This is a genomic window from Cytobacillus sp. MT66 (assembly GCF_058792595.1).
This window is the reverse complement of the sequence record NZ_JBXAFB010000020.1, coordinates 20,453-46,354: the sequence shown is the minus strand read 5'-3', so window position 1 is coordinate 46,354 and position 25,902 is coordinate 20,453. Positions and strand designations below refer to the sequence as shown.

Sequence of the window (25,902 nt, the reverse complement as noted above, 5' to 3'; positions counted from 1 at the left end):
TTTTAGAGCAGCGTTTTTATATCCTTATGCTCCCCATCCGTAAAAACACGAGAGTCAGTGATAAAATGTTTTTCTTCTATACTATCTAAAGAGAAGGCAGCACCAGGACCTTCTTTTGCGTCAATGATTAGCTGGGTATGTTTCCAGTATTCATATTGGCTTTTGTGCATATAGAAGGGAACACCGCCAATTTCGCCAAGATGGATATCAGAATCCCCTAAACGAAAGTCTCCATCTCTATAACACATCGGAACGGAACCGTCACAGCATCCGCCAGATTGATAAAACATGATGGAGCCGTATCTTTCTTTCAGCAAATCTATTAATTTCAGTGCTTCTTCAGTTGCCACAACACGTTCTGCCATTGTAGATCCGATCCTTTCAGTTTAGAAGAATCCTTGGGCTTTTCTGTCATAGCTTACTAATAAGCATTTTGTTTGCTGATAATGTTCTAGCATCATCGCGTGGTTTTCACGGCCGATGCCTGACATTTTAAATCCGCCAAATGCTGCACCTGCTGGGTATTGGTGATACGTATTTGTCCAAACACGTCCAGCTTGAATGCAGCGGCCTGCGCGGTAAGCAATATCTCCGCTGCGTGACCATACACCTGCGCCTAAGCCGTAAAGTGTATCGTTAGCAATTTCCATTGCTTCATTAAAGTCTTTGAATGTTGTTACAGCAAGAACTGGTCCAAAGATCTCTTCTTGGAAGATACGCATTTTGTTGTTGCCCTTGAAGACAGTTGGCTGGATGTAGTTTCCATTTTTAAGGCCTTCGCCTAGGTCGTTTTCTTTGCCGCCAATTAATAATTCAGCGCCTTCTTCTTGTCCTAGTTTAATATAAGATAAGATTTTTTCTTTTTGCTGATTGGAAGCCTGAGCACCCATCATCACATCGGTATCAAGAGGGTTGCCGACTTTAATTGCTTTTACACGTTCCAAGGCGCGTTCCATAAACTTATCATAAATGGATTCCTGGATTAAAGCACGAGAAGGGCAAGTACAAATTTCGCCTGAGTTTAATGCGAACATAACGAAGCCCTCGATCGCTTTATCTAAAAATTCATCATCTTTATCCATTACATCTTCGAAGAATACGTTAGGAGATTTACCGCCAAGTTCAAGTGTGACAGGAATAATATTTTCAGTTGCATATTGCATAATTTGACGGCCAACTGCTGTTGAACCAGTGAAAGCAACTTTTGCAATACGAGGGTTTGTTGCAAGCGGTTTACCGACTTCAATTCCATAGCCGTTTACAATATTAAGTACACCCGCAGGAAGCAAATCTTGAATTAATTCAGCTACCACTAAAATGGATACTGGAGTTTGTTCTGCTGGTTTTAAAACAATGCAGTTACCTGCAGCTAATGCCGGAGCAATTTTCCATGTCGCCATAAGAATTGGAAAGTTCCAAGGAATAATCTGTCCAACTACGCCAAGTGGTTCGTGGAAGTGATAGGCAACAGTATCATTATCTAATTGAGTTGTGCGGCCTTCCTGTGCACGGATGACACCAGCGAAATAACGGAAGTGGTCAATAGCTAATGGAATATCAGCATTTAATGTTTCGCGGACAGCTTTACCGTTATCCCAAGTTTCAGCAACTGCGATCATTTCCAAGTTTTCTTCTAAACGATCAGCAATTTTATTTAAAATACGAGCACGTTCTGCAGTAGATGTTTTACCCCAAGCATCTTTCGCTGCATGTGCAGCATCTAAAGCAAGTTCAATATCTTCTGCTGATGAACGAGCAGCTTTTGTAAAAACTTCGCCAGTTACAGGTGATTTATTTTCAAAGTATTCACCCTTAACAGGTGCAACCCATTTACCGCCGATGAAGTTATCGTACTTGTCTTTGAAATGGATAAGTGCGCCTTCAGTGTTAGGATTTGCGTAAATCATTGATGAATCTCCCCTTAATTGTAGACGTTTATTTGAAAACATAATAATTATTATTTACTTATAATAATTATCAGGTGATCTCCAAATAATCATGCTCCTTTTTTAAAATAAATACAAGGGAAATGACTTTGGTTACTTTTTGGAAAAGGAGGCAAAGATGTCGTTTCAATCCTTGCCATATGATATAATAATTTGTCCAAAAAAATACAAAAGATCTAATCAGGAGGGTGCCATGTCATATACAGATGCAACAATTCAAGAGAATCAGCCGAGTCGCCGTAGAATGATTTGGTTCGTGGCTTTATTCATCGTAGTTGCGGCCGCTGGATTGCTTTACGTAAAATGGTGGCCTTATTTTAATAAAACAATCTTGGCAGCACAAACACATTCTATTGGAGCTTCTATTTTAGGAGATCTTTCGAATGAGAAGCCTTCATTGCAGTCCGCTTTAGATTATGCACTTGTTTATTTTAACTCTGTTTGGAAGGCTGCGATTTTAGGTATTTTACTGGGATCATTGCTTCAAGTATTATTGCCGACACAATGGCTTCTTAAAGTGCTTGGAAAAACTTCGTTTGGAAGCACAGCAATTGCCGGGCTAGCTGCAGTACCAGGCATGATGTGTACTTGCTGCGCAGCACCGATGGCTGTTGGCCTTCGGAAAAAGAATGTTTCGGTCGGGGCAGCATTGGCTTTCTGGATTGGGAATCCAATGATTAACCCAGCGACTCTTATTTTTATGACCTTTGTTTTATCATGGAAGTTCACGTTAATCCGGCTTGTGTTTGGACTTCTTTTAACCTTTGGTGTCAGTTATTTGGCCAATCGCTTTGTAAAAGATGTTCAGCCGGTTAATCTTGATAGGATGATTGAAGAGGTTAAACAAGAGGAAGGCAGCTTTATTAATAGATGGTTAAAAAGTATAGGGAATATGCTGCTTTATATTGTACCTGCATACGTGCTATCCGTTTTGCTTTTAGGGGCGGGCCGTGTTTGGCTGTTCCCGCAATTAAGTGATACAGCGGCAAATAGCTTGATCGCAATACTGATTTTTGCCATCGCTGGAATGCTTTTCGTTATCCCAACTGCTGCAGAGATTCCTATCATCCAGACCTTTATGGCATTGGGACTTGGCGGCGGACCTGCAGCTGCCTTGTTAGTTACATTGCCTGCTATAAGCTTGCCATCTTTACTAATGGTGGCTAAATCTTTTCCAAAAAAGGTTTTATTTTTCGTCAGTGTATCAGTAGTTGCTCTTGGCATTGTGAGCGGTCTATTGGGAATGTACCTATTGTAAACAAGTAAGGCGGTACTCCGCTTCCTAAAATGGGAAGCGGGAGTACCGCCTTTTATTTATTATTGGGACTATACCACCTTAATTCAGTATAAGGAATGTGAATATTATTAATAATTTAAATAGTTTTACAATATTAATAATCCATGATAAATTATTGATAAATCATGACACAGAGACGGTTTTTCTAGTCAGTTCCATTATGTATGAAGGTGACTCAATAATATATGAGCTGGGGGACATTGAGATAATGATAAATAAAGTGGCCAATTCGGCAGAAGAAGCTGTAAGCAATATAAAAGATGGCAGTACGATCTTGTTTGGCGGTTTTGGAGGAGCAGGAGTACCTTACGAATTAATCAAGGCACTTTTAAATCAGGGTGCAAAGGATTTAATTGCTGTTAGCAATAACCCTGGTCTTCATCATACAGGGCTTGCTGCATTAATTGAGAATGACCGTATCGCGAAAATTATGTGTTCATTTCCTATTTCAAAAGATAGCTATGTATTCCTGAAGAAATTTAAAGAAAGAAAAATAGATTTGGAATTAATTCCACAAGGGACACTTGCAGAACGTCTTCGCGCAGGTGGTTCCGGAATCGAAGCCTTTTATACTCCAACAGGTGTGGGTACGGAAGTCGCCGTGGGAAAAGAGATTAAGGAATTTGATGGGGTTACATGTATTCTGGAAAAGGCCATCAAAGGTGATTTTGCATTTGTTAAAGCGAAGAGGGCCGATCGATGGGGAAATCTTGTCTACAATAAATCTGGCCGGAACTTTAATCCATTAATGGCCATGGCTGGAAGGATATCCATTGCAGAAGTGGATGAAATTGTTGATTTAGGGCAATTAGATCCAGAGTGTATAGTCACCCCAGGTATCTTTGTTCAACATGTTGTGAAAAGGAGTGAATCGTAATGTCAAACGGTTTAAGTATAAGAGAACAAATTGCCAAACGAATTGCAGAAGACCTCCATGAAGGATATATTGTCAATTTAGGCATTGGAATTCCAGTTATGGTAAGTAATTTTGTTTCAAAAGAAAAAGAAATTATTTATCACAGTGAACAAGGTGTTTTGGGAATGGGCTCAGCGGCATCGGAAGAAGAGGCTGATCCAGATTTGATAAATGCTTCGAAAGAGCCGGTCACGCTTGTATCAGGTGGAAGCTTTTCGCATTCTGCCGATTCCTTTGCTATGACAAGAGGCAGACATATTGATGTTGCTGTTTTGGGAGGAATGCAGGTTTCTGAAAAAGGTGACTTAGCAAACTGGAAGGTCAAGGGTGCCGAGCTAGGAAGTATTGGCGGAGCAATGGATATTTCAATCGGTGCTAAAAAGCTTTATATTGCAATGACACATACAACAAAAGATGGCCAGCCAAAAATTGTAAAAGAATTGGATTACGCTGTAACTGCGTTAAATTGTGTTGATCGGATTTATACTGACATGGCAGTAATTGATGTAACTAAAGAGGGGCTTGTTCTAAGAGAGGTTAGTCCTGGTTATACAGTAGATGATGTTCAAAAGGCGACAGAACCAAAACTAATCGTATCTTTACTATAAAGATAAATTAGTCAATATAAATTCAGGAGTGGTACGTTTGGTTTCAGAAACATGCTTAACAGAAGAAGAGAGACTAAAGACAATTAAGAGAATTGAAGAAAAGCTGTATAAGCTGTCAAATAGTAAACTGACACATTTGGAAAAAGTATTAGAAAGAGAAGAAATTAGGATTCCATATATTCAATATATTGGAGATTTACTAGGAATACATAAGGTTAATGATCAATTGGTAATGGAACTGGGACCGCAAAATTATAATACTGCCAATGTTGCACACGGAGGAGCTTTATATACATTTGCAGATATTGCATTAGGATCTTATATTGGTAACCAGCTGCCTCCTAATAAAAGAGTGTTTACTCTTGAAATGAAAATGAATTTTATAAAAAAAGGTGTGGGCGAGAAACTCATTGCAAAACCAAGGATTGTGCAATTTGGAAACCGGATCGTTTTTGGAGAATGTACAATTTTCGATGAAGAAGGAGACATTGTTGCTAATTCGAATGGAAGTTTTTATATAACGACAATAAAGTAGTCCTGCTAAATGAATGACAAACTGGCCATGCAGGACAGAAAACGGAGACGGTCTCCTGCTTCCCAAAAAAGGAAGAGGGAGAACCGCTTTTTTTGTTTTTCAGCATCTGTCCATTTTCTAGATTAGATTTCACCAATAAATGGTATATATGTCATAGAGAGGAAGGTAAAAAGGTATGATGCGAATATTCAGAATATTATATATGATTGGAGTGCGTGAATAGAAACCTAAAGAGGAGATGATGGGCAGTTAACAACATCAATACGGAAAGAACACGATCAAACTAACATTTTTTGAAAAGGAGTGACAGCTGTTGAAAAAAGGTATTTTGTTTGTGCTTGCTTTCGTGCTTATGATTACAGCACCATTTATGTACACAGACAGTGCTGAAGGTAAAACCGTGAAATCAAAGGAAGTTAAGGTTTCTGGGCTTGAAAATCAGGCTGAAATCCTCATTGATAAGTGGGGAGTCCCTCATATTTATGCTTCCACCAAAGACGATGCGTTTTTTGTACAGGGATTTAATGCTGCGCGTGACCGGCTTTGGCAGATAGATCTGTGGCGGAAACGGGGGTTAGGTCAGCTTTCAGAGGTTTTAGGACCTTCCTATGAAGAACAGGATAAAGCAGCAAGACTATTTTTATATCGTGGAGATATGGAAAAAGAATGGAAAGCATATGGTCCAGATACAGAGAGAATTGTTACATCCTTTGTAAATGGAATTAATGCTTATGTAGAAATGACCGAAAAGGATTCGGCATTGCTGCCAGAAGAGTTTAAGCTTCTTGGTTACAAGCCTTCTAAATGGGAACCAGAGGATGTTGTCCGGATTCGCAGCCACGGTTTAACAAGAAATATCAAGAGTGAAGTTTCACGTGCCATCACACTGCGTCAATTTGGCGAAGAAGCTGAAAGCATCAGGAAGAAGCTAGAGCCAGATTGGGAAGTAAACATACCTAAGGGACTCGACTTATTCGATATTCCCGAAGATGTACTGAATACTTATGACCTTGCAACTAAAGGGGTTTATTTTGATAAAGAGGCATTAAAGGTAAAAACAGTCTCTTTAGATGAACAGATTGAATTTGAATCCGGGCTGGGAAGCAATAACTGGGCTTTAAGTCCGGAAAAAACGAAAACGGGCCGTCCGATTTTAGCCAATGATCCACATCGAACGCTAGCCGTTCCTTCACTGAGGTATATTGCCCATATTTCTGCACCCGGTATGAATGTAATAGGTGGCGGTGAGCCTGTATTGCCGGGTATTTCTATCGGTCATAATGGGACAGCTGCGTTTGGATTAACTATTTTTTCAATCGATCAGGAAGACCTTTATGTGTATGAAACAAACCCGAATAACCCTTCCGAATATTTATATAAAGGTCAATGGGAGCCGATGAAGAAGGTACAGGAGAAGGTTGCCGTCAAAGGGAAACAGCCGCAGACAGCTGAGCTTGAGTTTACACGCCATGGGCCTGTTATTTACAAGGATGAGGCAAATAATCGCGCATTTGCTGTAAGGGCTGCTTGGCTAGAGCCTGGAATGGCGCCATACTTGGGAAGTCTATCCTATATGGGTGCCGAAAGCTGGGAAGATTTCCGTGAAGCAATGAATAAGTGGGGATCCCCTTCTGAAAACCAGGTATTCGCAGATATTAAAGGTAATATTGGCTGGAAGCCGGGCGGATTGACACCTGTTCGTGATAACTGGGATGGATTGCTGCCTGTACCAGGTGACGGAAGCTATGAATGGGATGGGTTCTTAAATCAGGAAAAACTGCCATCCGAATACAATCCAGACCGCGGATGGGTAGCGTCGGCAAATGAAATGAACCTGCCGGATGATTACGATTATAAAAAGTATAAGCTTGGGTTTGAGTGGAGCCTGCCATATCGTTCACAAAGAATTAAAGAGGTTTTAAGCAATACAAAGAAGATGGGAATTAAAGATTCACTGCGATTGCAGACAGACTTTGTTTCCATGCCTGGCCGCCAAATTACAAGCCTGCTGGATAATCTGGAATCAGATGATAAAAAGGTTCAAGAGGCTTTGAAAATGCTGCAAAAATGGGATGGAAATCTCGATGTGAATTCATCTGCAGGTGCCTTATTTGAAGTCTGGTATCAGCATCATCTAAGAAAAGCAGTCGTTAGTCAGGTATTGCCTGAAGAAGCTGCGAAAAAGGTTGGTTCCGGTGATCCTTTAGCGGTAATGGAACTTTTGCAAAATCCAGATCAGCGATTTGGCGATAATCCGGAAAAAGCGAGAAATGATGTATTGCTTGCCAGTTTAAAGGATGCCATTGCGCATGTTGAGAAGCTGCTTGGGCCAAACATGAAGAAATGGAAATGGGGAGATTTGCATCAGGTTTATTTAGAACATCAGCTCTCTGATTTAATGGATGATAAAACGAAGGAAAAATTTAATGTTGGGCCATATCCGCGCGGAGGCAGCGGTGATACCGTTGGTGCAACATCGTATAATCTCTCTAATTTTAGACAAACAAGCGGGGCTACCTACAGAATGGTACTCGATGTCGGAAATTGGGATAATTCTATCGCTGTCAACAGTCCTGGCCAATCTGGGGACCCAAATAGCGAGCATTATGACGATTTATTCAAAATCTGGGCTGAAAATGATGCCTTCCCATTACTTTATAGCCGCAAAAGTGTTGAGAAAGAGACGAAAGAACGGATTAAGCTGGTGCCAGTTAAGTAAATATAATAGATTTAAAATCCTTGCAGCTGCTGTCTGCAAGGATTTTTTCTATTAGGGATTTAATGTTAAATAAGAACTTATTGAAGGATATCAGACTCTTATGAAAAAATAGAGTATATTAAGATATAAATATAGATAGAGGGATGTGTTTCGTTGGAAATTTCCTTAATCCGGCATGGCCGCTCCAGGCATATTGATCATACTCGTACAGCTGCAAAGGAGTTCCGGCATTGGGTTGAACAATATGACAGCAGCGGTGTGTTTGTGGAGAATCAATACCCTGAGTTCACACGTAATAAAATATCGGCTGCCAGCCTGGTTATTACAAGTGATTTGAAGCGATCAGCAGAGTCGGCTGTTCTGTTAGCTCCCAAAGCGGATATTATATCTGATGCCTGTTTTCGCGAAACAGAACTGCCGGCATTGAGGAATATTCCATGGCTGAAAATGAGCCCTAATGTTTGGCTTGTTTTGGCTAGGTGTCTATGGTTTGCTGGTTATTCAAGACAATGTGAATCTAAGGAAAGCGCCAAACAGCGGGCCAAACAGGCAGCAGAACAATTAATAGGTTATGCCCAAAAGCATCAATCGGTTGCATTGGTCGGCCACGGCTTTTTCAATAGATTCATAGCCGAAGAACTGCAAAAAAAAGGCTGGAAGGGAAAAAGAAAATCAAACGCAAAACATTGGCATTGCACAACCTACACTTTAACGCATTAAACCATCGGGGGCCTGACCCCCAGCGATGTAACGCGTTAAACCATTGGGGGCCTGACCCCCGGTGCTTTAGTGTGTTAAAGGGCGGGGCTGCTTCCTTTGGGAGGATTTTCGCTGAGTTTTGCTGAAGTTATCAGTATTTAGGAGGGATGGAACAGTGAAATTTGTTAAGAAGGATGAATGGTTTAGGTTTCGTGATGGTCAAGGGAATTTGATTGAAAGGAAGACGGAGGTTCGGGTTGATCCGCTTACTGGGGAGACGTCACGCATCATATTTGATCCGGGGATAAAGTTTACTCCGCCTGATTTTACACGGGCAGCTGAAGAGACAGGCGGGGCAAGGTGTCCGTTCTGTCTGGAAAATTTATATAAGATGACTCCAGTTTTTCAAGAGGAAATTGCTGAACAAGGCAGAATCATCCAAGGAGAAGCGGTTGTTTTTCCGAATCTTTTCCCGTACAGCAAGCATAATGGAGTAGTTGTTCTTTCTAAAAAGCATTATTTGCGTTTGGAGGAAATGACTGTACCACTTATCAAAGATGGTTTAGCAGCAGCTCAAGCGTACGTCCAAAGGATAGTAGAAACCGATAAAGATGTTCGCTATGCATCGATTAACTGGAACTACCTGCCTTATTCTGGCGGCAGTATCCTGCATCCGCATTTACAGGTGGCGGCTTCTGATTCTCCAACGAATTACCAGGCGCTTATCAACGAAAAGATTAAAGGGTTCAATAGTGAAAAAGACTATTTTACTGACCTTTATGAAAAAGAAAAGTCTCTTGGAGATAGATGGATTGGGGAAATAGGAAATACAGCCTGGATGCATGCCTATTCACCAAAGGGCCAAAATGATTTTCTTGCGATTTTCCCGGAAAAGTATTCCCTTGATGATATTGTGGAACAGGATTGGATTCATTTTGCGCAGGGGCTGCAGGCGGTATTTGCTGCATTAACCGACCAGGGCTTTGCCAGCTTCAATATGATGCTTACTGTTCCAACTGAAGCAAGTGCAAAACAATCGATACATGCCCGGTTAATTCCAAGATTTACGATCGGGATGATGGATACAAGTGATATTAATTACTTTCAAGCATTGCACCAGGAGCCCCTTACATATAAAATACCGGAAGAGGTTGCAGAAAAAGCGCGAGAGCATTTTTCAAATCTATAACAGCGGGATAGGAATCCTCCTCATAATAACCAGAGTAAACCTGTCCCCGTGCTTTTAAAAGGATGTGCTATCATGAAACAAAATGAACCATTACTATCATTTGAGTTTGCTGATTCGACTGGCCAAGTAAGGCCGCTTACTTTTCGAAAGCCAATCAGGGTAATTGAGGCTCGAAAGCTAGAAGAAGTCTTGCCATGCTTTCAGCTTGTTCAGGATGCAGTTGATGAAGGGCTTTATGCTGCTGGCTTTCTTTCCTATGAAAGTGCACCTGCGTTTGATTCAGCTTTTCAGGTAGTGGAAGGAGGGACCCTGCCGCTTCTTTGGTTCGGGATTTTTTCAGAGCCTGTCTCCGAGGAGATATCAAGTCAAGGGAACTACTCACTCACCGAATGGAAGCCTTCTGTTACCAAAGAAGAGTATGATCAATCGATTATTTCCATAAAGGACTCGATTGAGAGCGGCGATACGTATCAAACGAACTATACAATCAGGCTGAAATCTGATTTTCAAGGCGATGATCTATCGTATTTTCAAAAGCTAAAAAGAGCCCAGTCTTCGAATTATTGCGCTTATATTCATACCGGTAAACATAGTATTCTATCTGCTTCACCTGAGCTTTTCTTCCATTTAAAAGGTGATACCATTACAACTAAGCCTATGAAGGGAACAGTTAAAAGGGGAAGAAGCTATGAAGAAGATCAGGCAAATGCAAAATGGCTATATCAATCTGAAAAAAACCGTGCAGAAAATGTCATGATCGTTGATTTGCTGCGGAATGATTTAGGGATGATTGCGGATAAAGGGACTGTGGCCGTTTCAAGGCTTTACGACATTGAACCTTATCCGACTGTTCATCAAATGACTTCTACCATTACGGCGAAAATCTCTGAAAATACCCAGATTGCTGATATTTTTAAAGCACTTTTCCCGTGCGGCTCGATTACTGGTGCGCCAAAAATCAGCACGATGAAAATTATCGCAGATCTAGAAACTGCACCGCGTGAGGTTTATTGCGGGACGATTGGCTTTATTACTCCAAACAGGGAAGCGGTTTTTAATGTGCCGATTCGAACGGTTTTGATTGAGCATCAAACCGGAAAGGCAGTGTATGGGGTAGGCGGCGGTATTACCTGGGATTCAACGCCGGATGGAGAATATGACGAGATCCTTGCCAAAGCAAGACTTCTTGTGGAAAATCGCCCTGAGTTCCAGCTGCTGGAAAGCTTATTGCTTGAAAATGGAGATTATTTTCTGATTGAAGAACATCTAAAACGCCTGGAAGAATCAGCACAATACTTTGGGTTCTTAAGTAATTTCGCAAAGATTAAAGAGGCACTGCATGAATTTGCTGACAAGAATAACAGTGGCGTCTATAAAGTTCGCTTGCTTTTATCAAAAAATAACGAACTGACCCTGGAAGCACAGGAATTAGCAAAGCAGGAAGGGGCAGTGAAAGTTATGCTTGGGAGTCAGCCAATAGATAACGACGAGCCTTTCCTATTCCATAAGACGACTAACAGAGCAATCTACACGCGATTCCAGGAGAAAAAGCCTTCAGATATTTTCGATGTGCTTCTCTGGAATAAAAGTGAGGAACTGACTGAATTCACGAATGGGAATGTAGTTCTGCAGATAAATGGGGAATTATGGACACCCCCTGTCCAAAGCGGGCTGCTCGCTGGAACATTCCGCAGCAAGCTTATTGCAGCAGGTGAAATCCGTGAAAAAATACTTACCATATCTGATCTAAAAAAGTGCGAAAGAATATGGTTCATTAATAGTGTCCGAAGATGGGTTGAAGTTCAATTAACAGACACCCATTCACCGCAATTAGCAGTAAATAGGTAATTACATGGAGGAAAACATCATGAAAAAAGTAACATTATTTAGCTGGCTGTCAATCGTAATGCTTGCCGTTTTGGTTGCGGGCTGCCAATCTGCAGACAATAATCAAGTCGAAACCAATGATAATAATCAGCCAAAAACAGAAGAAACCAGTTCGTATACGGTAAAGGATGACCGGGGAAAAGAAGTTAAGCTTGAAAAAATACCAGAAACCGTTATTTCCTTGCAGCCAAGCAATACTGAAACCTTATTCGCTCTGGGTGTGGGAGATAAAGTTATCGCTGTAAATGAGTTTGATAACTATCCCGAGGAGACAAGCAAATTAGAACGCGTAGCGGATGCTGTTAATATCAATGCCGAACGCATTCTTGAACTTAATCCAGATGTTGTATTTGCCTTTTCGAACGGTGATGAAACTGCCATAAAGCCGATAGAGGATGCCGGGATTCCTGTATTTATTATTCAATCGGCACTTACTTTTGAAGATGTGTATGATGATATTAAACAAATTTCTGAAGTTATGGGTGTAAAGGATAAAGGAGAAGAGTTAGCTGCCAATATTCAGACGAAAGTAACGGAGGTTGAAAATAAATTAGCTGACATTGACAAAAAACAGCGCGTTTATTTTGAAATTAGCCCTTCGCCAGATATTTATACAACAGGAAAGAATACATTCCAGCAGGGAATTTTACAAAAGGCAGGCATAGAGAATATCTTTGGTGAACAAGAAGGGTGGATTAAGGTCTCTGAAGAAGAAATATTGAAACAAAATCCAGATATTATTGTGACTACGGTTAACTATGCAGATGACCCAATCGCAGAAATAAAATCACGCCAAGGATGGGATAGTTTAGATGCTGTAAAAAATGACAAGGTCTTCTTCCTTGACCCGGATATTATGTCACGTCCAGGACCAAGAATTGGCGAAGCTGTTGAATTAGCAGCGAAAATAGCATATCCCGAATTATTTTAACTATATGACAGGAGGCAGTTCTCAAAGAGAACTGCCCTTTTTCATGGATACCCGCATTTAAAATGGAGAACGATAAGCAGAAAAGGAGGTTTCTAAATGAGTCAAAAAATGACTGGAAAAGAGTCTAGTGAAGAGAAAGCAAATCTTCAGGAGGTTCTGAAGCATTCCATAGATGTGGAAGAGGATTTAATGCGGACCTACTTAATAACAGCCGAACGCATTCATGATGACGATCAGCTAAAAGAGCGACTGGAAAACTTTGCTGAAGGAAATGCGAAAAGAACGAAGCAATTAATGGATGAGCTTAATGAAAGCCAGCAACAAAAATAAAAAAACAGGCAGTTACTGTTTAAAAGTGGGAGTAGAAATAATAATAAAAGCCACCCTGGCTTTTCTAAGGGTGGCTTCTGAAAAAATAAAACTGCGCAATAATTGTTTATTCGTATTTGCTAGGGTCAGTAAAGGTTGCATAAAACAGGTAGATGATAATGCTTAATGCCATTGTTAAAAAGCCCCAGCCAAGTGTGATTTGTTCAATGACTAAATAGTTATTGCAAATTTGGTCATCTGAGAAAATGTACATCCAGCCAACGATCGCAAAAATAATGGTAAAAAGAACGAAAATAACGTTTTTTCCAATTGGCTTCAGTTTTTTCCAGCTGTCGCGAAGCGGAACTCCTGCTAAAAATGGGAGACTAATAAATTTAAAGATTTCAACGGCCTGGATTTCAAGTGCCTCATCCATTGTTCGAGGGAGCATCCAATATCCCATAACAATGACAAATAGTAAGATGCCAGGTATACCGTCGCTATTCCATTTTTCGAAGAACTTAGGAAACCGTAATTGGAAAAAACGTGCCATTAAAACTCCTGCAATAATCAGCATTGGCATCTGCATATGCATATGAATAATCATTACGGATTCCATTAAATGAGCAACCGGAGGAATAGCTAAGAAGATGAGCAGGTAAAAACCGAGAGATGATTGATTCATCATTATTCCTCCGTTTCATTTTTAAGAATTCTAGTAACTTTATCTGCTGCTTCATTCACTTTTGTATAATCCATTACATCGATCAGCTGGCCGTTAGGATTGACAAGGTAAAACGCAGAGTTATGTGTGAAATTCCCTTGACCATCCGGAATAACGATAACCCCGAATTCATCCAATAAAGAATTTAATTCTTTTTGATTTGGAATTCTTGCCATTCTCCAGGTTACCCCATCGCTGTGAAACGCATCTTTGTATCTATTTAATGTTTCAGGAGTATCCCTCTCAGGATCAAAACTGATGCTTAAAAAGACAATATCTTCTCCAAAATATTCCTTTGGTATAAGATCATATACCTGAGACATATTCAACTCTAATTTAGGACATACGGTTGCACAGGATGTGTAAAGGAAAGTAATAAAGACGTATTTATCCTTAAATTCGGAGAAGGGATAGGTATGTCCATTGCTATCCTCGAGCGTTACTTCTGGAAACATAGGCTTTTCTTGAAGCAGGTCATTGACCCTTGCTGTTTCAGCTGTATAGGCTTTGAATCCATCTGTACCAACATAAAACAAGATAATCCCGAATACTAAAACGATAGTAGCTGCGATCCTGCTGTTCCGGTTTTTGATCATGGAGATCACTTCCCAATTTCTTTTTAAAAAGGTGGCAATGTTGGTAAATAAATTAATTAGGGGTGCAAACGAGCTTAACGCCCGCTTGCACCAGCTTGTAATAATCGTTTCCTTGTCCTAGGTGCCGATTTTATACCGTTTCATTATGAGATAGCCCAAGCAGTTGAGCTATCTCATATAATAAAAGTTTCTTGATTGGGCGGCGCCTTATCAAGGCGCTGAGCTTTTCTAATTACCAAGTCTTGAATGGAGGTGATCCTGGAGGTGCATTTACGATAAAGTCAGTTAATGGGATGACATAAGCCATGGCAATAACGACAATCCCAAGTACTACCCAAAGTCCCCAGCGTTCAGTCCAATATGGAGTTTTAGTTGCTCCTTCTTCAACGTCTGCAATTGGGAATTCTGTTTCACCTTTTGGTGCAAAGAACATCATATTGAATACGGCATACACTTGGATAAGCACTGCGATGAATAATGCTGTTGCACCAATTGCAATCATGATTAAATATGGGCTCCAGCTCAAGGCAGTTGCATTATCAAAATAAGTTGAGAAAGAAGTTCTACGTGGTGAACCAAATAATCCTACTGTATGCATAGATCCTGACATTAAGATCATGGCAATTGTCCAAAGGATGGTTTGGATAACACCTAATCTATTTATTTTTGGTGTTAAAACACGACCTGATACATATGGAACTAAGAAGTAGCTTAATCCAAAGAATGTCATTGCTACAGACATACCTAATGTTAAGTGGAAGTGTCCTACAATCCACATAGTGTTATGAACAACCTGGTCTAATTGGTTTGTTGTTTGAGCAATACCGCCAGCACCAGCAGGGATGAAGGCAGCCATTGCGATAAATGGTGCTAAGAAACGAACATCGCCCCATGGTAATGCTTTATACCAGCCTAAGATTCCTTTGCCGCCTTTGGCTCTTGCAGTTTTTTCTAGTACTGCAAATAGTGCATATGCAGTCATTAATGAAGGGAATCCAATGGCTAAACTCATAAATACGTGCATAAACTTAACAGTTTGTGAGATACCAGGGTCAACGATCTGGTGGTGGAATCCACCTGTAATATTCATAATAACAAGGGCAATAACAACAACACGAGTTAATAAATCGCTCCAGCGTCTTCCGCCGGCAACTTTTGGTATGATGACATACCATGCAGATACTGCTGTTAAATACCAGATGTTAACGGCTGTATGGCCGAATGCCCAAAATAGTGTACGGGCAACCATGACATTGATGGTATCCACCCAGCCAAGTGTCCAAGGAATGATCATAAAGAGTACTTCAACTGCTACAAAGGCAGTGGCACCAACTAATAGAACAAATACACCAGTTGCAAAGAAAGAAAGGATTGGAAGATGCTGTCCTTTATGATTCTTTCTCCAGTTTGCTACTTGAACAAATGCCCCAATAGAGCACATCCAAATTCCTAAGACGACAAAGACTAGACCAAAGTAGAACACTGGGTGTGCAGCCATTGGCGGATAGAATGTGTACATAACAGATGCTTCATTCATCAAAACCGGAATAACTACAAGCACTAATCCGATCATTTTTAGCCAGAAGCCAATCCATCCCATTTTACGTACTTTTGGAAGAAGACCTCCCAAAGTATGTGACATACCAGCATAGAAGTAACCGATTGTAAAGAATGCTGAGAATACCACAACTAGAAGTAAACCATGTGCTGTTAAGACTTGATAGTAGTTAAGCCATGATGGCAGTTCTAAAAGGCCGCCGCGGTTTAAACCTTGCATTAATCCAAAGGTACCGCCAAGCAATAGTGCGATAAATGTTACTAAGAAATATGATTTAGATAATTTCGCATCAAGAGGGTTTACACCCATTACTTTATTTGTTTTTTCCTTAAAGCTTGCAGTTTTTATTACCGCTTCCATCTAAAATCCCCCCTTTATTTCACCGTAATGGTAGTTGCCATTAACTGGTGACCGGCACCGCAATATTCATTACATAAAACTAAATATTCTCCAGGCTTATCGAACTTTTGAGTAATTTTTTGTACATATCCAGGCATTACCATTGCATTGACGTTTGTTTCAGCAATTTCAAATCCGTGAACAACATCTTTAGAAGTAAGAGTAAAATGAACAGTTGATCCAGCAGGAATTTCAATTTTACCTGGGTTGAAGCTAAATATTTGTAAAGTCATGACAACTTCATATTCATTTTCACCAATTTGTTTTACCCCTGGCTGGTCAAATGGTGCTGTTTGATCCACTTTTTGCGGATCGATTCTTTCCTCATTGCTTGGAGGTCCCATCTCCAGCGCAAATGCTTGATAGCCAGCAAAAATCATAAATAACATGATCATACCGAAGCTTAATGTTAGCCAAACTTTCTCAGAACGATGCATGATTTTCCCCCCTTAGAATCTAGCCATAAATAGGCCGTATAGAACTATATACGTGAATAAAATAACAGCTCCGACAACACCTACTGAAAAAAAGGTACCTACCATTGTTTCGTTTTCTTTAGACCCTTTTTTTCCGTGATTTGGTTTAGCAGCTCCCATCTTTTATTCCCTCCTTGTTTGGTTCATACCTACATAATAGTTGCGAATGATTATCACAGAAGTGAACTGCATCACATGCAAAAGTTCTTTTTTAATAAAAATAATAAATTGGCTTGTTTAAACCATAAATTTATGAAAAATGAAATTGGCCAAGAACCCGCAAACCGCGGTATTATCACTGTTTTCATGATTTAAAAAGGAAATAGGGCGAATATAGAAAAAGTGACAAATTATTGAACAAAAATAAAATAGGCATCTAAAAGGATGGGGAACAACATGATGATGTAAATAAATGGTGGAAAAGTGTTCGGTGACAGTTAAAAGCGATTGGAATTAATATCCTATCATTTTTTTGTTGAATCATTATTTTATGCGTGATAATATTAGAAACAGAAAATAAATACCTTTAATACGGTCCAGAGAGGCCGAGAAGGGCGCAATAGTAGGAGTAACTATGTCATTCTATGCCCTTTTTGTCCTCTGAGACGAAAAGGGCATTTATTTTTTAGGCAGTGTCAAAGCTTAATGTTGATTTTAACCGCTTAGTTGATTGGAGTGGAAGGTGCGTAGACTCCTGGGGGATCAGCGTTGAAGTGAGACCCTGCAGGAACGATCGTTCCGAGGAGGCTCGCAAAACGCCCCCTGAAAGCGAAGCGCCTGGAACGGAAATCAACGGCCTAATTTTAAGAGAATATATCTCTTTTAAGCATGTCCTGTGAGACTTGTAAAGAGAATGGAAAAGAGAATTTTCCATTCCCTCAAACAATGATAATGGAGGGAAACAACAATGGATTATCGTAAAAAAACAGTAGTAGCATCAGTAGCAGGTTTAACATTAGAAGGCATGGACATCATGTTTATCTCATTTGCCATGTCAATGATTGTCGCTCATTTCCAAATAGATTTTGCGACAGGCGGACTTATTTCTTCTATTACAAATATCGGTATGCTAGCCGGCGGTGTAGTCTTCGGAATTCTTGCAGATAAGTTTGGCAGGGTGAAGATCTTCACTTATACGGTCCTATTATTTGCAGTCGGAACAGCCTTAACTGGTATGGCATCAAACATTGAACAAATATACCTCTTCAGATTTATTGCTGGCCTGGGTGCCGGCGGTGAGTATGGAATCGGAATGGCCCTTGTTGCTGAGGCATGGCCAAAGAATAAACAGGGCAGAGCTTCATCATACGTTAGTGTAGGAGCACAATATGGCGTTATTCTTGCTGCGCTTCTTAGTGCTATGATTCTTCCAACTCTTGGCTGGAGAGCATTATTCTTCGTCGGTATTGTCCCTGTTATCTTTGCCTTTATCGTACGAAAGAACTTAGATGAGTCACCTGAATGGCTTGCTTCACAGAAAGAGAAAAAAGCTGCAAAGGTAAAAGAAAAAGGAAAGCTTATACAGCTATTCAACACACCGAAAACGGCTATGACCACAATCGCTCTAGCAATAATGGCTACCGTTCAAATTGCTGGCTACAATGGATTAATGATTTGGCTGCCATCCATGCTGCAGCAGTCCCAAGGTTTATCAGTTTCAGGTTCGGCGATTTGGACGATAAGTACGGCAGTTGGAATGATTATCGGAATGCTCACATTTGGACAGTTCATTGACCGAATTGGCATCAAACGTTCATATGGAATTTTCCTTCTCGCTTCGGCGGCTGCTGTATTCCTATACGCTTTTGCGGAAGGAAGTGCTGGAGTATTGATAGGAGGAGCCATCGTAGGATTCTTTTCAAATGGAATGTTTGCCGGCTATGGAGCTTTAATTGGAAGTCTTTACAATGTAGGAATCAGAAGTACAGCGACCAATACAATTTTCAACTTTGGACGGGCTGTTGGGGGATTATCTCCCATCCTAGTAGGATATCTCTTACAATCTTATGATATGACAGTAGCTATGACATACCTTGCAGGATTGTATATCATTTCCTTCATCTTTATGCTCAGTCTGAAAAAGGGAGAAACTGAAAACCGCTCAAGTGAAAAGCGGCAGATGGCTTCTTTTGCAAATGCCAAATTAGCTGAAAAGTAATACTTGATTATAATATTGAAGATAATATATTGGGAAAGAAATAATTAAGGAAGCAAGGTTTTTACCTCTGCTTCCTTAATTATTTTGAGTATTTACAAAACATTAATTTAAATAAAAGCGTGATATAATGATAATAAAAAAATACAAGGAGAAATTGCCATGCCTATTTTAAAGGACTTTTTCATTGGTCTGTCACAGAACCAATTTCTTAATGCAACTGCTAAAAAATATGGATTAAAACTAGGTGCTCAAAGTGTTGTGGCTGGAACAAATATTGAAGAAACAATTAAAAGTATTAAAGAGCTTAATGCCCATGGTATTTCTTGTACAGTAGATAATTTAGGGGAATTTGTTTTCGAAAGAGAAGAAGCAACCCAAGCAAAAGAACAAATTCTTAAGGTTATTGAAGCAATTCATGAAAACCAAGCGGACGCACATATTTCTCTAAAGCCAACTCAATTAGGTTTAGATATTGATTATGATTTTGCCTTATCAAATCTAAGAGAAATCGTTGCAAAAGCAAATGAATATAATATGTTCATTAATATTGATCAGGAAGATTACAGCCATTTACAGCCTTCCTTCGATATTTTAGATGAGCTTTCAAAGGAATATGATAATGTAGGAACGGTTATCCAAGCATATTTCTATAATGCTCAGGAAAACCTTGAAAAATATAAAGACTTCCGTCTTCGCATTGTTAAAGGTGCTTATAAAGAGCCTGAACAATATGCGTACCAGGATAAGAAAGATATTGATAGAAACTTTATTAAACTAATTGAATGGCATTTACTGAATGGTAAATTTACTTCTATTGCAACGCATGACCATAATATCATTAACCATGTTAAGGATTTCGTAAAAAGAAATAATATCTCTAATGATAAATTCGAATTCCAAATGCTTTATGGATTTAGAAAAGAAATGCAGCTAGATCTTGCAAAAGAGGGATACAACTTTACAACATATGTACCTTTTGGTCAAGATTGGTATGGCTACTTTATGCGCCGTCTTGCAGAAAGACCGCAAAACCTAAATCTTGTTGCAAAACAAGTATTCACTAAGAAAACAAACACTGTCCTAGGTGTCGCTGCAGGTGCATTTGTCCTAGGCAGACTAACAAAAAAAGGTAAACGCAAATAATACTTTATTGCGTTAATATAACGGGGGTCAGTCCCCCATCGCTTTAAAGCGATGGGGGACTGACCCCCTTTCCTTTAAAGTGTAAAAGCACTAGTGGTGCTTTTTTGCTTTGTATAGAATGTAGAGCAGGATGAGCATGACGATATCCAGTCTTGCGTTATAGGCGAACTGAAGGATACCGGTATTAAGGGTTGGAAGTTTTGTTAGGATGATGGAGGCAACAATAATGATCATTAAGGGAATGGCCGCTGTACTAACGTGTTTATTTAGCAGGATTAACCCCCCGCATATTAATTCGGTTACAGCTACTAAATACATGAGATGAATCGGCAAGCCTAAGCTAATAAAATACGCTTCCATATCTGGGCTAATAAATGCTAAAAGGGCGGAAACGATGAATACATAGGCAACCGCATAGCGTACAAGTTTTTCAGCAGAATAATGCATAGCTTATCCCTCCTTTCATACCAATGTATGCGAATGGTGGATAAACAGTCACAAATAAACTGTTGCTAAATTTTGTAAAAGTTAATACTTCAAGAAAAAGTGGCAGGTTTATGACAGATGATATATGTCATAGGAGAAGTAAGTTTGGTATGGTACACTTTTTTTATCAAAAGCTAAATGAGGTGCACTAGATGAAAACAGTCATGGTTATTGGCGGAGGTATTACAGGTTTATCAGCTATGTATGAATTAAATAAATGGAAAAAAGAACATTCATCTGATGTCCGTCTTATTCTTGCAGAGGGCTCACCAGAGCTTGGAGGAAAACTAAAGACCAAAAGAGACAGCAGCTTTCTAATGGAAGAAGGAGCAGACTCGCTTGTAGCCCGCAAAGTAACCGAAATGTCGTTCATAAAAGAGCTTGGATTAGAAAATGAGGTCGTCTATAATACAGCGGGCCGCTCGTATATATATGTTGATGGAGAAATTAAACCGATTCCTGATGATTCCTTATTCGGGATCCCAACAACAGTTGAATCATTGGCAAAAAGCACATTAGTTTCCGCAGAAGGGAAAGTAGAGGCGCTTAAGGACTTATATGTGAAGAATGAGACATTCACCAAAACGGATTCCATTGGCTCATTTTTGGAATGCTTTTTTGGCAAGGAATTAGTGGAAAAGCAAATTGCTCCTGTCCTTTCCGGCGTCTATTCCGGAAATTTAAGCGATTTGACTATTGAATCGACGATTCCGTTTGTACTTCAGTATAAAAATGAATATGGAAGCATTATAAAAGGTTTTGAAGCGAATAAAGAAAAATATCAAAATAGAGGCGGAGAAAAATTTCTCTCATTCAACAATGGGCTAAAAACTCTCATTGATGCCTATGAAGCAAAATTAAACGGTGTGGATATTTACAAAAATACAAAAGCCGCGAAGATCGAAAAAAGGGATCAGCATTATCTTGTTACTTTTGCTAACGGTGAAGTGGTCGAAACTGATTATATAGTGTTAAGTATTCCGCACTCTGAAGCAGAAAAACTGTTAGTTGATTCAGAGCTTGAAAATGTTTTTTCCAATTTTAAAAATAGCTCACTTATCAGTGTCTATGTTGGCTTTGATGTTCCTGACAGTGTTCTGCCAAAAGATGGAACTGGATTTATTACGGCTGATACTGACGAGCTTTCATGCAATGCCTGCACATGGACAAGCAGGAAATGGGAGCATACATCCAAAACACGAAACCTTCTTGTTCGGCTGTTTTACAAGAGCAGTCATCCAGCCTTCGCTGGTCTTAAGAATCTAAGTGAAGAGGAACTTCTAAAGACTGCCCTTTCGGATATTGAAAAAAGCTTGGGTATCACGGCTGAGCCAATCACAAGCCAGGTAACAAACTGGTCTGATCAGATGCCAAATTACCTGCTGACCCACCCGCAGTCAGTCAAGAATCTTGAAGATGTCTTGCAGGAAAAATACCCTGGAATCTACCCTGCGGGCTGCTCTTACTATGGTGTAGGTGTCCCTGTCTGTATTGAAAGCGGTGAAAATACGGCAAAGAAAATTATTGCAAATCTATAAAGGTAAAGCCCTTTCTACGCTATCGTAGAAGGGGCTTCTTTTTGTTGAGCGGAATGTTCTTGAAAAACATATTGGTTTCGTCCTGCGCCGATACCTGAAACAGTAAATATAATGGTAATTATCATAATCACGAAGATCGGAAGTGACCATGAGTGGAAAAGATCATAAAGGAACCCCATTACGAAAGGTCCAAGTGCTGATAAAAGATATCCGACAGACTGTGCCATGCCCGAAAGATCAGCTGCTTGTTTGGCATTAGCTGCCCGCAAACCGATAAGTGTTAATGAGTGGCTTATAGCTGCACCCAGGGCAATCCCAATTAATGCAATGCAGCATATCGTTAAGATTTTATTTGTACTAAAGAGCAATCCGATCAATCCGGTTATATTTATGAGACCAATAGCAAGAGCAATCCCTTTTTGGTTCGGAAGCCTGTCAGCCAAAACGGGAATAATAAGATTTGCCGGAAGCCCAGAAAACTGAAGAAGAGTAACCATCCAGCCAGCAACAGCTAAATCATATCCTTTGCCGTGAAGTATTTCCGGCAGCCATGGAGTTATACTGAAGTAAGCCAGTGATTGCAGGCCCATAAAAAGCGTAACCTGCCAGGCAATCGGGGAAAGCCAAATAGACGGATCCTTAGAATGATTTTCAGCTGAACGCACGGCTGCGCTGCGTTTCCTTTTTAACTGCGGTATCCAAAAGCATATAGCAAGGATGATCATAATAATCCAAGTGCCAAGTGACAGTCTCCATCCCAAACCAAGGGATTCTGCAAGAGGAATGCTAAGGCCAGGAGCCAGGCCAGCACATATACCCATCGATAAAGTATAGATACCGGTAATCAAACCCACTTTCTTAGGAAAAGATTGTTTTACAATCCCAGGAAGAAGTACATTGCAAATAGCAATGCCAAAGCCAATAATTGCTGCTCCTGCAAAAAGCAGAAAGATCGTGTTTGTCGAGCGAAGAATAATTCCGGCACCTAATATAATTAAACCGATTAGAACGCTTAATTCAATTCCGAATTTGCGGGCGATTCTAGAAACAACAGGGGAAAGCAGCCCAAAGGCAATGAGCGGGAGTGTTGTTACAAGACCGACAGCTCCGTTTGACATGCCTGTCTCCGCACGGATTGCGCTTGTTAAAGGACCAACGGAAGTAAGTGCTGGTCTTAATGTGAAAGCGACGAAAATAATACCTAAAATTAGTAAAATACGGCCCTGATATTGATTCTTTGTGTTCAATGAGCTTTTCATCATAATATCCCCCGGAAAAATAAACTTCGGTACCCGAATATTATAATGAATATTTTGAATTTTGTATATAGAGGAGTATAAGAAGGCAGGAGAATGGCCAAGGGGGAAGCCCAAAATAAAAGTATATCCCCATTAGCTGTTGTCCTGCTTGATTTGATGATCATAATAGGCAGTTTTCTTAATATTAACACCCACAAAGGTTTCCAGTATGGCCTGGCCGCCTGCAATGGCCAGAATAAAGATAATGTATTTGGCAATCGAAGGAAGAAACAGGTGCATAAGGCCAAGAAAAATGGCAGACCAGACGCCGGTGCACCAATAGCATGTTAGCAGATAACCGATTAAAGATTTGGGAACCTTTTTGATTTCGTGACTTTTATTTTCTTTTTCTTTTAGAAAAACGTTGCGCAATGGTTCTGCTATTTTATCAAAAACAATTAAGTGTGTTAGCCGATAGCTTGCTAAAATAATCATGATAAATGCCATCCAGGATAGGTCCAAAAGCAATTGCCTCCTAAGCTCTTTTTTTTACATTATTGCCGAAAATTCCCTATAATATATTTAATATGATGACGAAGGCAGGTTCAAACATGTGTTTAATTCTTTTCGCTTATGATGTACATCCGAAATATAGACTAGTGGTCGCAGCAAATCGAGATGAATATTACCAGCGCCCTACGGCGAATGCACACTTTTGGGAGGATGAGCCGGAGATTTTAGCAGGCAGGGATCTTGAAAAAATGGGAACATGGATGGGTGTATCAAAAAATGGGAGATTTGCCGCATTAACAAATTTTCGCAATCCAAAAGAGCAAACTGATGGAAAGCGTTCTCGGGGCGAGCTTGTTGCAGAATATTTGAAGGGAAGCAGCCGGCCTGAAGAGTATTTAAAGATAATTTCCCGCAATAGGGAAAGTTATCCTGGCTATAACTTGTTGGCTGGTGATTTAAAAGAGCTGTATTACTACTCAAATATTGAAAATCAGATTTTAAAGCTTAAACCGGGTATTTATGGTGTCAGCAATCATCTATTAAATACAGGCTGGCCAAAGGTGACGCGCGGAAAGGAAGGATTGGCTGCATTAGTGAAGGAACAAAAGCACGTTCAATCCGAAAAGCTTTTTCAGCTTTTAAATAATGCTGATCCTGCAGCTGACGATGACTTACCGAAAACTGGGGTTTCACTGGAATGGGAACGGACATTATCCCCGATTTTTATTAAAAGCGAGGGATACGGGACGAGAAGCTCAACGGTACTGCTAATGAGTAATGAGGGAATTGAGTACAATGAGCGTGTATACGCCAATGAAAAAATTAGCGAACAGTCATTTAATATTTCTATTTCATAATCTTTGTATGCGTTACCATTGTAAAACTTTACCACAATAAAGTTTTTATTGTCATCAGGGCAAAAAAGCTGTATTATTGAAAAATGTAAAGAATTCTTTATATTTAAACTGCAATGGAGGTAGGATGATGAGCAATCAAATTAAGTTAGGAATTGTTGGTTACGGAAATCTTGGACGCGGAGTAGTAGATGCTGTCAATAAATGTGAGGACATAGAGCTTGTTGGAATTTTTACTAGAAGATCTCCAGAAAGCCTAAATGTGCAAAATACAAATGCAAAAGTATTACATATTTCTGAAGCAGAAAACTATAAAGATCAAATTGACGTCATGATTTTATGCGGTGGTTCTGCAACCGACCTTCCTGAACAAGGCCCTCAATTTGTACAAATGTTTAATACAGTTGACAGCTTTGATACACATGCAAAAATTCCAGAGTATTTTGCATCTGTAGATAAAGAGGCAAAAGAGAACGGAAAGATTGGCATCATCTCTGTTGGATGGGATCCAGGTTTATTCTCCATTAACCGTCTGTATTCTGAGGCAATTTTACCGGATGGCCAAACTTATACATTCTGGGGCAAGGGTGTCAGCCAAGGCCACTCAGATGCGATTCGCCGTGTTGAAGGCGTTAAGAACGGAGTACAATACACAGTTCCAGTTGAAGAAGCTATGGATAGAGTAAGAAGCGGCGAAAATCCAGAACTTTCCACTGCAGAGAAGCACCTTCGCGTTTGCTATGTTGTTGCTGAAGAAGGCTATGACCAGGCTAAAATCGAGGAAACAATTAAAACAATGCCAAACTATTTTGATGAATATAAAACAGAAGTGCACTTCATTACTGAAGAAGAGTTAAAAGCAGAACATTCAAAACTTCCTCACGGCGGATTTGTCATTCGCGGCGGAAATACAGGTTCAGAGGGCAACAAGCAAATCATTGAATACTCTCTTAACCTTGACAGCAATCCTGAATTCACTTCAAGCGTGTTAGTTGCCTATGCACGTGCAGCATACCGTTTGAATAAAGAAGGACAAGCTGGTGCGAAATCAGTCTTTGAAGTACCGCCTGTCTACATCTCACCAAAATCTGCAGAAGATTTAAGAAAAGATCTTCTATAATTACATTGGGGCAGTTTGATTGTCCCTAGGACACGGGAATCGATCCCGTGTCTTATTTTTTAT

General features: G+C 40.0%; 25 protein-coding genes. 15 read left to right on the top strand and 10 right to left on the bottom strand.

What is annotated here, in order from left to right; genetic code table 11:
- Positions 1-2 precede the first annotated feature (2 nt).
- Together AC1Q59_RS22710 and exaC are read right to left on the bottom strand one after the other, a co-directional pair.
- On the bottom strand, positions 3-365 hold the full coding sequence (locus tag AC1Q59_RS22710; protein WP_492368145.1) for a DUF779 domain-containing protein: 363 nt from the start codon (positions 363-365) through the stop codon (positions 3-5).
- A gap of 21 nt (positions 366-386) precedes the next feature.
- Complete coding sequence (exaC, locus tag AC1Q59_RS22705; protein ID WP_492368144.1) at positions 387-1,907, bottom strand: acetaldehyde dehydrogenase ExaC; 1,521 nt, start codon at positions 1,905-1,907, stop codon at positions 387-389.
- 232 nt (positions 1,908-2,139) lie between these two features.
- Here exaC and AC1Q59_RS22700 point away from each other — a divergent pair, with 232 nt between their 5' ends.
- The 10 genes from AC1Q59_RS22700 (at position 2,140) to AC1Q59_RS22655 (ending at position 13,057) form a co-directional block, all read left to right on the top strand.
- Entirely contained in the window at positions 2,140-3,204 is a 1,065-nt protein-coding gene (locus tag AC1Q59_RS22700; RefSeq protein ID WP_492368143.1) for a permease, read from the top strand.
- A 247-nt stretch (positions 3,205-3,451) separates the two neighbouring features.
- Positions 3,452-4,120: a 3-oxoacid CoA-transferase subunit A gene (locus AC1Q59_RS22695; protein WP_492368142.1), complete on the top strand. Its 669-nt coding sequence runs from the start codon at positions 3,452-3,454 to the stop codon at positions 4,118-4,120.
- Positions 4,120-4,767: a 3-oxoacid CoA-transferase subunit B gene (locus AC1Q59_RS22690; RefSeq protein WP_492368141.1), complete on the top strand. Its 648-nt coding sequence runs from the start codon at positions 4,120-4,122 to the stop codon at positions 4,765-4,767. The genes AC1Q59_RS22695 and AC1Q59_RS22690 overlap by 1 nt, the downstream gene beginning before the upstream one ends.
- A 37-nt stretch (positions 4,768-4,804) precedes the next feature.
- Entirely contained in the window at positions 4,805-5,302 is a 498-nt protein-coding gene (locus AC1Q59_RS22685) for a PaaI family thioesterase (RefSeq protein WP_492368140.1), read from the top strand.
- A gap of 313 nt (positions 5,303-5,615) precedes the next feature.
- Positions 5,616-8,021 (top strand): penicillin acylase family protein, encoded by a 2,406-nt coding sequence (locus tag AC1Q59_RS22680; protein WP_492368139.1) that lies wholly within the window; start codon positions 5,616-5,618, stop codon positions 8,019-8,021.
- Positions 8,022-8,174: 153 nt separating this feature from the next.
- Positions 8,175-8,741 carry a histidine phosphatase family protein gene (locus AC1Q59_RS22675; protein ID WP_492368138.1) on the top strand — a complete coding sequence of 189 codons (567 nt, stop codon included), beginning with the start codon at positions 8,175-8,177 and terminating at the stop codon, positions 8,739-8,741.
- Positions 8,742-8,895: 154 nt separating this feature from the next.
- Positions 8,896-9,909 (top strand): hypothetical protein, encoded by a 1,014-nt coding sequence (locus AC1Q59_RS22670; RefSeq protein WP_492368137.1) that lies wholly within the window; start codon positions 8,896-8,898, stop codon positions 9,907-9,909.
- Between the two features lie 72 nt (positions 9,910-9,981).
- Entirely contained in the window at positions 9,982-11,757 is a 1,776-nt protein-coding gene (gene pabB / locus AC1Q59_RS22665) for an aminodeoxychorismate synthase component I (protein ID WP_492368136.1), read from the top strand.
- Between the two features lie 19 nt (positions 11,758-11,776).
- On the top strand, positions 11,777-12,727 hold the full coding sequence (locus tag AC1Q59_RS22660) for an ABC transporter substrate-binding protein (protein ID WP_492368135.1): 951 nt from the start codon (positions 11,777-11,779) through the stop codon (positions 12,725-12,727).
- A 96-nt stretch (positions 12,728-12,823) separates the two neighbouring features.
- Complete coding sequence (locus AC1Q59_RS22655) at positions 12,824-13,057, top strand: hypothetical protein (protein WP_492368134.1); 234 nt, start codon at positions 12,824-12,826, stop codon at positions 13,055-13,057.
- A gap of 106 nt (positions 13,058-13,163) precedes the next feature.
- Here the strand turns inward: AC1Q59_RS22655 and AC1Q59_RS22650 are convergent, their stop codons facing one another.
- The 5 genes from AC1Q59_RS22650 to AC1Q59_RS22630 form a co-directional block, all read right to left on the bottom strand.
- The gene (locus AC1Q59_RS22650) at positions 13,164-13,724 is read right to left on the bottom strand and encodes a hypothetical protein (protein ID WP_492368133.1); all 561 of its coding nucleotides are present in this window, start codon (positions 13,722-13,724) and stop codon (positions 13,164-13,166) included.
- The gene (locus AC1Q59_RS22645) at positions 13,724-14,356 is read right to left on the bottom strand and encodes an SCO family protein (RefSeq protein ID WP_492368132.1); all 633 of its coding nucleotides are present in this window, start codon (positions 14,354-14,356) and stop codon (positions 13,724-13,726) included. Before AC1Q59_RS22645 ends, AC1Q59_RS22650 begins: the two co-directional genes overlap by 1 nt.
- 232 nt (positions 14,357-14,588) lie before the next feature.
- Complete coding sequence (locus AC1Q59_RS22640) at positions 14,589-16,274, bottom strand: cbb3-type cytochrome c oxidase subunit I (RefSeq protein ID WP_492368131.1); 1,686 nt, start codon at positions 16,272-16,274, stop codon at positions 14,589-14,591.
- Between the two features lie 14 nt (positions 16,275-16,288).
- Positions 16,289-16,750, bottom strand: coding sequence for a cytochrome c oxidase subunit II (locus AC1Q59_RS22635; RefSeq protein WP_492368130.1), 462 nt, complete (start codon positions 16,748-16,750; stop codon positions 16,289-16,291).
- Between the two features lie 12 nt (positions 16,751-16,762).
- Positions 16,763-16,909: a cytochrome c oxidase subunit 2A gene (locus tag AC1Q59_RS22630; RefSeq protein WP_492368129.1), complete on the bottom strand. Its 147-nt coding sequence runs from the start codon at positions 16,907-16,909 to the stop codon at positions 16,763-16,765.
- A 787-nt stretch (positions 16,910-17,696) separates the two neighbouring features.
- On the opposite strand from AC1Q59_RS22630, the gene AC1Q59_RS22625 reads away from it, so the two are divergent.
- Together AC1Q59_RS22625 and AC1Q59_RS22620 are read left to right on the top strand one after the other, a co-directional pair.
- Complete coding sequence (locus tag AC1Q59_RS22625) at positions 17,697-18,947, top strand: MFS transporter (protein ID WP_492368128.1); 1,251 nt, start codon at positions 17,697-17,699, stop codon at positions 18,945-18,947.
- A gap of 159 nt (positions 18,948-19,106) precedes the next feature.
- Entirely contained in the window at positions 19,107-20,090 is a 984-nt protein-coding gene (locus AC1Q59_RS22620; protein WP_492368127.1) for a proline dehydrogenase family protein, read from the top strand.
- Positions 20,091-20,180: 90 nt separating this feature from the next.
- On the opposite strand, the gene AC1Q59_RS22615 is transcribed toward AC1Q59_RS22620, so the two are convergent.
- Complete coding sequence (locus tag AC1Q59_RS22615; protein ID WP_492368126.1) at positions 20,181-20,537, bottom strand: DoxX family protein; 357 nt, start codon at positions 20,535-20,537, stop codon at positions 20,181-20,183.
- A 191-nt stretch (positions 20,538-20,728) separates the two neighbouring features.
- On the opposite strand from AC1Q59_RS22615, the gene hemG reads away from it, so the two are divergent.
- On the top strand, positions 20,729-22,114 hold the full coding sequence (hemG, locus tag AC1Q59_RS22610) for a protoporphyrinogen oxidase (RefSeq protein ID WP_492368125.1): 1,386 nt from the start codon (positions 20,729-20,731) through the stop codon (positions 22,112-22,114).
- A 14-nt stretch (positions 22,115-22,128) separates the two neighbouring features.
- Here the strand turns inward: hemG and AC1Q59_RS22605 are convergent, their stop codons facing one another.
- On the bottom strand, positions 22,129-23,376 hold the full coding sequence (locus tag AC1Q59_RS22605) for a CynX/NimT family MFS transporter (RefSeq protein WP_492368124.1): 1,248 nt from the start codon (positions 23,374-23,376) through the stop codon (positions 22,129-22,131).
- A gap of 129 nt (positions 23,377-23,505) precedes the next feature.
- Positions 23,506-23,880, bottom strand: coding sequence for a DUF1360 domain-containing protein (locus AC1Q59_RS22600; protein WP_492368123.1), 375 nt, complete (start codon positions 23,878-23,880; stop codon positions 23,506-23,508).
- An 83-nt stretch (positions 23,881-23,963) separates the two neighbouring features.
- On the opposite strand from AC1Q59_RS22600, the gene AC1Q59_RS22595 reads away from it, so the two are divergent.
- Both AC1Q59_RS22595 and AC1Q59_RS22590 read left to right on the top strand, forming a co-directional pair.
- Positions 23,964-24,722, top strand: coding sequence for an NRDE family protein (locus tag AC1Q59_RS22595; protein WP_492368122.1), 759 nt, complete (start codon positions 23,964-23,966; stop codon positions 24,720-24,722).
- 127 nt (positions 24,723-24,849) lie between these two features.
- A complete protein-coding gene (locus tag AC1Q59_RS22590) occupies positions 24,850-25,839 on the top strand; it encodes a diaminopimelate dehydrogenase (RefSeq protein WP_492368159.1) in 990 nt (329 codons plus the stop codon).
- The last annotated feature ends 63 nt before the right edge of the window (positions 25,840-25,902 follow it).

Bases quoted from the DNA above. Each gene is read 5' to 3' on its own strand.
- AC1Q59_RS22710 (WP_492368145.1), bottom strand. From the start codon at position 365: ATGGCAGAACGTGTTGTGGCAACTGAAGAAGCACTGAAATTAATAGAT.
- exaC (WP_492368144.1), bottom strand. From the start codon at position 1,907: ATGATTTACGCAAATCCTAACACTGAAGGCGCACTTATCCATTTCAAA.
- AC1Q59_RS22700 (WP_492368143.1), top strand. From the start codon at position 2,140: ATGTCATATACAGATGCAACAATTCAAGAGAATCAGCCGAGTCGCCGT.
- AC1Q59_RS22695 (WP_492368142.1), top strand. From the start codon at position 3,452: ATGATAAATAAAGTGGCCAATTCGGCAGAAGAAGCTGTAAGCAATATA.
- AC1Q59_RS22690 (WP_492368141.1), top strand. From the start codon at position 4,120: ATGTCAAACGGTTTAAGTATAAGAGAACAAATTGCCAAACGAATTGCA.
- pabB (WP_492368136.1), top strand. From the start codon at position 9,982: ATGAAACAAAATGAACCATTACTATCATTTGAGTTTGCTGATTCGACT.
- AC1Q59_RS22660 (WP_492368135.1), top strand. From the start codon at position 11,777: ATGAAAAAAGTAACATTATTTAGCTGGCTGTCAATCGTAATGCTTGCC.
- AC1Q59_RS22655 (WP_492368134.1), top strand. From the start codon at position 12,824: ATGAGTCAAAAAATGACTGGAAAAGAGTCTAGTGAAGAGAAAGCAAAT.
- AC1Q59_RS22650 (WP_492368133.1), bottom strand. From the start codon at position 13,724: ATGATGAATCAATCATCTCTCGGTTTTTACCTGCTCATCTTCTTAGCT.
- AC1Q59_RS22645 (WP_492368132.1), bottom strand. From the start codon at position 14,356: ATGATCAAAAACCGGAACAGCAGGATCGCAGCTACTATCGTTTTAGTA.
- AC1Q59_RS22640 (WP_492368131.1), bottom strand. From the start codon at position 16,274: ATGGAAGCGGTAATAAAAACTGCAAGCTTTAAGGAAAAAACAAATAAA.
- AC1Q59_RS22635 (WP_492368130.1), bottom strand. From the start codon at position 16,750: ATGCATCGTTCTGAGAAAGTTTGGCTAACATTAAGCTTCGGTATGATC.
- AC1Q59_RS22630 (WP_492368129.1), bottom strand. From the start codon at position 16,909: ATGGGAGCTGCTAAACCAAATCACGGAAAAAAAGGGTCTAAAGAAAAC.
- AC1Q59_RS22625 (WP_492368128.1), top strand. From the start codon at position 17,697: ATGGATTATCGTAAAAAAACAGTAGTAGCATCAGTAGCAGGTTTAACA.
- AC1Q59_RS22620 (WP_492368127.1), top strand. From the start codon at position 19,107: ATGCCTATTTTAAAGGACTTTTTCATTGGTCTGTCACAGAACCAATTT.
- AC1Q59_RS22615 (WP_492368126.1), bottom strand. From the start codon at position 20,537: ATGCATTATTCTGCTGAAAAACTTGTACGCTATGCGGTTGCCTATGTA.
- hemG (WP_492368125.1), top strand. From the start codon at position 20,729: ATGAAAACAGTCATGGTTATTGGCGGAGGTATTACAGGTTTATCAGCT.
- AC1Q59_RS22605 (WP_492368124.1), bottom strand. From the start codon at position 23,376: ATGATGAAAAGCTCATTGAACACAAAGAATCAATATCAGGGCCGTATT.
- AC1Q59_RS22595 (WP_492368122.1), top strand. From the start codon at position 23,964: ATGTGTTTAATTCTTTTCGCTTATGATGTACATCCGAAATATAGACTA.
- AC1Q59_RS22590 (WP_492368159.1), top strand. From the start codon at position 24,850: ATGAGCAATCAAATTAAGTTAGGAATTGTTGGTTACGGAAATCTTGGA.